General features: G+C 63.7%; 8 protein-coding genes. 5 read left to right on the top strand and 3 right to left on the bottom strand.

The features are described 5' to 3' along the window. Positions 1-102: 102 nt before the first annotated feature. Positions 103-903: an alpha/beta hydrolase gene (locus IVB31_RS30160; RefSeq protein ID WP_247331419.1), complete on the bottom strand. Its 801-nt coding sequence runs from the start codon at positions 901-903 to the stop codon at positions 103-105. 248 nt (positions 904-1151) lie between these two features. Here IVB31_RS30160 and infC point away from each other — a divergent pair, with 248 nt between their 5' ends. After that, the gene (infC, locus tag IVB31_RS30155) at positions 1152-1691 is read left to right on the top strand and encodes a translation initiation factor IF-3 (protein WP_247332319.1); all 540 of its coding nucleotides are present in this window, start codon (positions 1152-1154) and stop codon (positions 1689-1691) included. 116 nt (positions 1692-1807) lie between these two features. Here the strand turns inward: infC and IVB31_RS30150 are convergent, their stop codons facing one another. Beyond that, positions 1808-2212, bottom strand: coding sequence for a hypothetical protein (locus IVB31_RS30150; RefSeq protein WP_247331417.1), 405 nt, complete (start codon positions 2210-2212; stop codon positions 1808-1810). A gap of 275 nt (positions 2213-2487) precedes the next feature. On the opposite strand from IVB31_RS30150, the gene rpmI reads away from it, so the two are divergent. Next, the gene (gene rpmI, locus IVB31_RS30145; RefSeq protein ID WP_007598540.1) at positions 2488-2688 is read left to right on the top strand and encodes a 50S ribosomal protein L35; all 201 of its coding nucleotides are present in this window, start codon (positions 2488-2490) and stop codon (positions 2686-2688) included. Positions 2689-2768: 80 nt separating this feature from the next. Continuing rightward, complete coding sequence (gene rplT, locus IVB31_RS30140; protein ID WP_092027554.1) at positions 2769-3128, top strand: 50S ribosomal protein L20; 360 nt, start codon at positions 2769-2771, stop codon at positions 3126-3128. A gap of 24 nt (positions 3129-3152) precedes the next feature. Here the strand turns inward: rplT and IVB31_RS30135 are convergent, their stop codons facing one another. Then, a complete protein-coding gene (locus tag IVB31_RS30135) occupies positions 3153-3566 on the bottom strand; it encodes a hypothetical protein (RefSeq protein ID WP_247331414.1) in 414 nt (137 codons plus the stop codon). Positions 3567-3716: 150 nt separating this feature from the next. Here IVB31_RS30135 and pheS point away from each other — a divergent pair, with 150 nt between their 5' ends. Together pheS and pheT are read left to right on the top strand one after the other, a co-directional pair. After that, positions 3717-4799 (top strand): phenylalanine--tRNA ligase subunit alpha, encoded by a 1083-nt coding sequence (pheS, locus tag IVB31_RS30130; RefSeq protein WP_247331412.1) that lies wholly within the window; start codon positions 3717-3719, stop codon positions 4797-4799. 124 nt (positions 4800-4923) lie between these two features. After that, on the top strand, positions 4924-6417 hold a 1494-nt coding region (pheT, locus tag IVB31_RS30125; RefSeq protein ID WP_247331409.1), incomplete at its 3' end, for a phenylalanine--tRNA ligase subunit beta.

The raw sequence follows: 6417 nt of genomic DNA, 5'->3' as shown, positions 1-6417 counted from the left end.
CCATCCAGTACGCCGCGGCTTCTCGGCTTGAGCACGAGCGCCTCTGGAATACTGGATCGCCCGATCAAGTCGGGCGATGACACCGAGTGCTAGGTGGCGATTTCACCCGATCTCGGCCACCGCGGCAAGAATGCGCGCGATGTCTTGCGGGCGCGAGAGGCGGTGATCGCCGTCCTGGATCATGGTCAGCACGACGTCGTCGGCGGGCAGGCGATGCGTCAGCGCGAATGCGTGCTGCCAGGGCACGTCAGGATCCTGCGCGCCTTGCAGGATGCGGACGGGGCAGCCGAGATCGATGGCGCTGCCGAGCACGAGATGATTACGCCCCTCCTCGATCAGATTGCGCGTGATCGGATAGGGCGAACCGTCGCCATAATCCGACGGCCGCAGCCACAGACCCTTGGTCTCGATCTCCTTCTTCACGGCGGCCGGAAAATTCTTCCACATCAGCTCCTCGGTGAAGTCGGGCGCCGGCGCGATCAGCACCAGACCCGCCAACGACGCCTTGCCGGAACGCTTCTTGATCTCGCGCGCGAGCAGCAGCGCCATCCAGCCGCCCATGGAGGAGCCGATCAGGACTTGTGGGCCGTCGCAGAACCGGTCGAACACCGCGACGCTTTCCTCCAGCCAGCGCCCGATGGTTCCGTCGACGAAATCGCCGCCGGATTCGCCGTGGCCGGAATAGTCGAACCGGACCACGGCACGGCCGTGCTCCCGGGCCCAATCGTCCAGCGCCACGGCCTTGCTGCCCTGCATGTCCGATTTGAACCCGCCGAGCCAGACAAGTCCCGGTCCTTGCTCAGGTCCCTGCCCGCGCCGGCTGCGCACAGCGATCCGGCGCGCGGACGGCCCCTCGCCCACATCGATGAAGTCGAGCACGGCTTCGGCAATTGCATCGGTCATGGAACGTTTACTCTGGCTGTGCGATTTGAGCTGTCTGGACCTGTCCGCAGTGCGGCCGTAGCTCGGCATTGGCCCTTTGGGACGCTTGCGGAACAGAAGCAAGGTGTCTATGTCGGTCTGCGTGCCCGGGCGTGGCGAAAATGCCTCGCATTTGAGGCTTTTTCGACCGCCGCACGAGCGAATTGCTTGCCGGCAACCCTATCTTCCTGCAAAATAGCTGCCTCTTTCACAACTTTGGAGAACCACCCATTCGCCGTCCCAATAAAGCCCCGCCCACTGCCGCCAAAGACGGGCCGCGCATCAATGACGATATTCGCAATGCGCAGATCCAGCTGATCGATCAGACCGGTGACAACAAGGGCACGATCGAGACCGTCGCGGCTATCCGCCTGGCCCAGGAAGCCGGCATGGATCTGGTCGAGATCTCGCCGAACGTCAGCCCTCCCGTCTGCAAGATCATGGACTACGGGAAGTATAAATACTCCGCGCAGAAAAAAGCCGCCGAAGCCCGCAAGCGGCAGAAGATCGTCGAGATCAAGGAGATCAAGCTCCGCCCGATGATCGACGACCATGATTACGAAGTGAAGATGCGCGCCATGCAGCGGTTCTTCGAAGAGGGCGACAAGGTCAAGATCACCCTGCGCTATCGCGGCCGCGAAATGGCGCATCAGGAGATCGGCACCAAGCTGCTCGACAAGATCAAGACCGAGGTCGCCGAGTTCGCCAAGGTGGAGCAGGACGCCCGGTTCGAAGGCCGCCAGGTCGTCATGGTACTGGCGCCGCGCTGACGCGCAGCTCTTCAGCATTCAAGGATTCAACGGCCCGTCCGGATCTCCGGCGGGCCGTTTTGTTTGGTGCGCCTGCAAGCGGAAGAGGGAGCTGATGACCGCCGAAATGGCGACAGCTACGTCCTCGTCGCCCGCCAGGTGCCGCTGCATTGGTCGCCGGAGATGATGCCTCGCCACGACCCGGACCCGTTCACGCCGGCGAGCCGGCCGCCGCCGCTGGCATGGGACGCCCCGACCGACACCTCGACCGCAACGGCGCCGCTGCGCTTGATCCTGCCGGAGACCCGGCCGCCGCCGGCGGATGAGACGCGGTTGCCATTCACCGTGAAGGGAACGCTGTAGCCCGAGCTGCAATTGCCCCGCGTTGTGGCGAAAGTGACGTTCCAGACACCGTCATAGCCGCCGATTCGGGCATCGGCGGTCGCGGGCAGTGCGGCCGCTGCGACCGCTGCAAGGAGCGCCAGGTGGCGCGGACGGGGGAAATCGGTTAAAAAGGAAAGCGATCGGGACAAATAGGCCATTTTGGTCCTGCTCCAGGCGACACGGCTTGGACATTTAGGGTGGCAACTCCGAATAGTCACCGGGCAGGTTCCGTCGGTTCATCGTTGCCAATTGGCCTCCGCTCTGTCATAAGCCCAGCCTTCATCGCCCGGCTGATTAAGGGCTGCCGCGGCGATGTCCGTGCGGGCTTCACGCTAGTTCGTGAAAACCTGAGCACAATCAACGCTCTAACGAGCATTTTAGACGGCCGGCCGCCTTCACGGGCGGCATTCTGTTATGGCCATAGGAGAGCAAAATGCCCAAGCTGAAGACCAAATCGGGCGCTAAAAAGCGCTTCAAGGTGACTGCCACCGGTAAAGTGATGTTCGCTCATCGCAGCAAGCGTCACGGCATGATCAAGCGGACGAAGAAGCAGATCCGTCAGCTCCGCGGCACCGCAGTGCTGTTCAAGACCGACGGCGACAACGTCAAGAAGTACTTCTTGCCGAACGCCTGACCGCGTCCACGATCATTGCCACCAGCGCCGCAGCTTTTGCGGCGATCCGAAAACCAAGTCATCTCTGAAGGAATTTTGTCATGGCTCGCGTCAAACGCGGTGTGACCTCCCACGCCAAGCACAAGAAAGTCTACAAGGCCGCCAAGGGTTTCCGCGGCCGCCGCAAGAACACGATCCGCACCGCCAAGCCGGCCGTCGAGAAGGCTCTGGTGTATGCTTTCCGTGACCGCAAGCGCAAGAAGCGGACCTTCCGCGCGCTCTGGATCCAGCGCATCAACGCCGCCGTTCGTCCGTTCGGCCTGACCTACAGCCGGTTTATCGACGGCATGGCCAAGTCCGGGATCACCGTGGACCGCAAGGTGCTGTCGGATCTCGCGATCAACGAGCCCGCGTCGTTCCAGCTGATCGCCGAAAAGGCCAAAGCGGCGCTGGCCGCCTAAGAGGCTGCGCTGGCCGCCTAAGGGCTAGCGGGCTTTCGGGCCCGCAGCCTTCAGCGCGCGTTGCGAGTGGCGCTGGGCGACCTCCGCCCGGCAGAATGCCGTGAACGACAGATACATGGTGCCGGATTTATTCCGGTACTTCCGGTCGCAGACGCGCATCTCGCGTTGGTAGGCCTGTTTCCGCGCCGCGCTGAGGCCGGGCATGAAGTCCGCCTCGCACTTCTTCTCGACGGCGGCACCGAGCCGAACATCGCCGCTCGCGGTCAATTGGCAATCCTGAAACAGCTTCATCGCGCTTTCGCAGCCGTTCTGGGCGCCGATGGCGTCCGCGACCTCGTCCAGCGTCATCGACTTCTCCATGCAGACCATGGCGCGCGCCGGAGTGCTGGCGACGGAAAGAATGACGGCCAGACCAGCCAGACAGGATCTTGAGAGCATCGCAAAGGCCTCCTCGTATCGCCTTGGTGCCAGGCCCCTATGCGAGGTTCAACCCAGCCGTTCGTCAGCCCGCGATGGCCGGCTTTTCGCTTGACCTTACGGCCTTTGGGCGGCGACAACCCAGCCAAATTTGGCAGCAGGGATTTGACCGTGTCCGACCTCGCAACGCTCGAAACATCCATTCTCGACCAGATCGCCGCCGCCGGCGACGAGGCCGCCCTCGAAGCGGTGCGCGTCGCAGCCCTCGGCAAGAAGGGTTCGATCTCGGCGCTCCTTGCCACGCTCGGAAAAATGTCGCCGGACGAGCGCAAGACGCAAGGTGCTGCGATCAACCAGGCCAAGGACAAGGTCACCGAGGCGCTCGCCGCGCGGCGCGATCTTTTGAAATCGGCAGCGCTCGACGCGCGGCTCGCGTCGGAAACCATCGACGTCACCCTGCCGCTGCGCGAGGCGCCGGCGGAGGCCGGCCGCATTCATCCGCTGAGCCAGGTCTGGGACGAGCTGACCACGATCTTCGCCGACATGGGATTCTCGGTCGCCGAAGGTCCTGATATCGAGACCGACGACTACAATTTCACCAAGTTGAATTTTCCGGAAGGCCATCCCGCGCGCGAGATGCACGACACCTTCTTCTTCCATCCGAAGGAGGACGGCTCGCGCATGCTGTTGCGCACCCACACCTCGCCGGTGCAGGTGCGCACCATGCTGAACCAGCAGCCGCCGATCCGCGTGATCTGCCCGGGCCGCACCTACCGCATCGATTCGGATGCGACCCACACCCCGCAATTCCACCAGGTCGAAGGCCTTGTCATCGACAAGCACTCCCATCTCGGCCACCTCAAATGGATCCTGCACGAGTTCTGCAAGGCGTTCTTCGAGGTCGACCACATCAACATGCGCTTCCGGCCCTCGTTCTTCCCGTTCACCGAGCCGTCGCTGGAAGTCGACATCCAGTGCCGCCGCGACAAGGGCGAGATCCGCTTCGGCGAGGGCGAGGACTGGCTCGAGATTTTGGGCTGCGGCATGGTGCATCCGAACGTGCTGCGCGCCTGCGGCATCGATCCCGACGAGTACCAGGGCTTTGCCTGGGGCATGGGCATCGACCGCATCGCCATGCTGAAATACGGCATCGCCGATCTGCGCCAGCTGTTCGACAGCGACGTCCGCTGGCTGTCCCATTACGGCTTCAAGCCGCTCGAAGTGCCGACGCTCGCGGGAGGGCTGAGCTCGTGATGCTCAGGATCGGATCTGCGTCCATGAGATCTCTCTCCGTTCCCTTCGCGGAGAGAACCCTCGCCCTGACCCTCCCCCGCAAGCGGGAGAGGGAGCAGACCGTCTCCGTGGAGAAAAAACAGCCATGAAATTCACTCTCTCCTGGCTGAAGGATCATCTCGACACTGACGAGCCGCTCGAAAAACTCGCCGAGAAGCTCACCATGATCGGGCTCGAGGTCGAGAACATCGAGGACAAGGCGAAGGCGCTGAAGCCGTTCACCATTGCGAAGGTGATCTCGGCCGAGCAGCATCCGAATGCGGATCGCCTGCGGGTGTGCATGGTCGACACCGGTGACGGTGGCGCGCCGGTGCAGGTCGTGTGCGGGGCGCCGAATGCGCGCACGGGTCTCGTCAGCGTGTTCTCACCGCCCGGCACCTACATTCCCGGCAAGGACATCACGCTCGGTGTCGGCACCATCCGCGGCGTCGAAAGCCGCGGCATGCTGTGCTCCGCGGCGGAATTGCAGATCTCCAACGACCATGACGGCATCATGGAATTGCCGGCGGATGCGCCGATCGGCGCTGGCTACGCCGCGTGGGCCGGCCTTGGCGATCCCGTGGTCGAGATCAATCTGACGCCGAACCGGCAGGACTGCACCGGCGTGCACGGCATCGCACGCGATCTTGCCGCCGCCGACATGGGCAAGTTCAAGGACCCGACCATCAAGCCGATCAAGGGCGAATTCCCCTGCCCGGTGAAGGTCACGGTCGAGGATGCGGCGCTCTGTCCGGGCTTCGCACTTCGCCTCGTGCGCGGGGTGAAGAACGGACCGTCACCGGAATGGCTGCAGAAGCGGCTGACCGCGATCGGCCTGCGCCCGATCAACGCATTGGTCGACATCACCAACTTCATGACCTACGACCGCGCGCGGCCGCTGCATGTGTTCGACGCGAAGAAGGTCAAGGGCAATCTGGTCGTGCGCCGCGCGCGCGACGGGGAGACGCTGCTCGCGCTCGACGGCCGCACCTACAATCTCGATCCCGCGATTTGCGTGATCGCGGATGAGCACGGCGTCGAATCGCTCGCCGGCATCATGGGCGGCGAAGCCTCGGGCTGCGACGATGAGACTACCGATGTGCTGATCGAGTCGGCGCTGTGGAACGAGATCAACATCGCCCAGACCGGCCGCAAGCTCGGCATCAATTCGGACGCGCGCTATCGTTTCGAGCGCGGTGTCGATCCGGCCTTCATGGTGCCGGGACTCGAACTCGCGACAAAACTCGTGATGGAGATGTGCGGCGGCACGCCGTCCGAGACCATCGTGGTCGGCAAGGCCTTTGGCGACGACCGCGTGATCGATTTTCCGCTCACCGAGGTCAAGCGTCTGTCCGGCATCGAGGTGCCGCAGCCGGAGATGAAGCGCATCCTGAGCCATCTCGGCTTCATGATGGCCGGCCCGGGACCCGTGGTGAAGATCGCGGTGCCATCCTGGCGCTCCGACGTGCACGGCAAGGCCGACATCGTCGAGGAAGTCGTCCGCATCTACGGCGTCGACAAGGTGCCGATGACGCCGTTCGGGCGCGGCGACGACGCGCGCAAACCGGTGCTCACGCCGCTCCAGCTCCGCACCCGCCGC

The sequence above is a fragment of the Bradyrhizobium sp. 21 genome, assembly GCF_023073335.1.
Lineage (GTDB): Bacteria > Pseudomonadota > Alphaproteobacteria > Rhizobiales > Xanthobacteraceae > Bradyrhizobium.
Note: the sequence above shows the minus strand (reverse complement) of the source record. Positions and strands in the feature narration are given on the sequence as shown.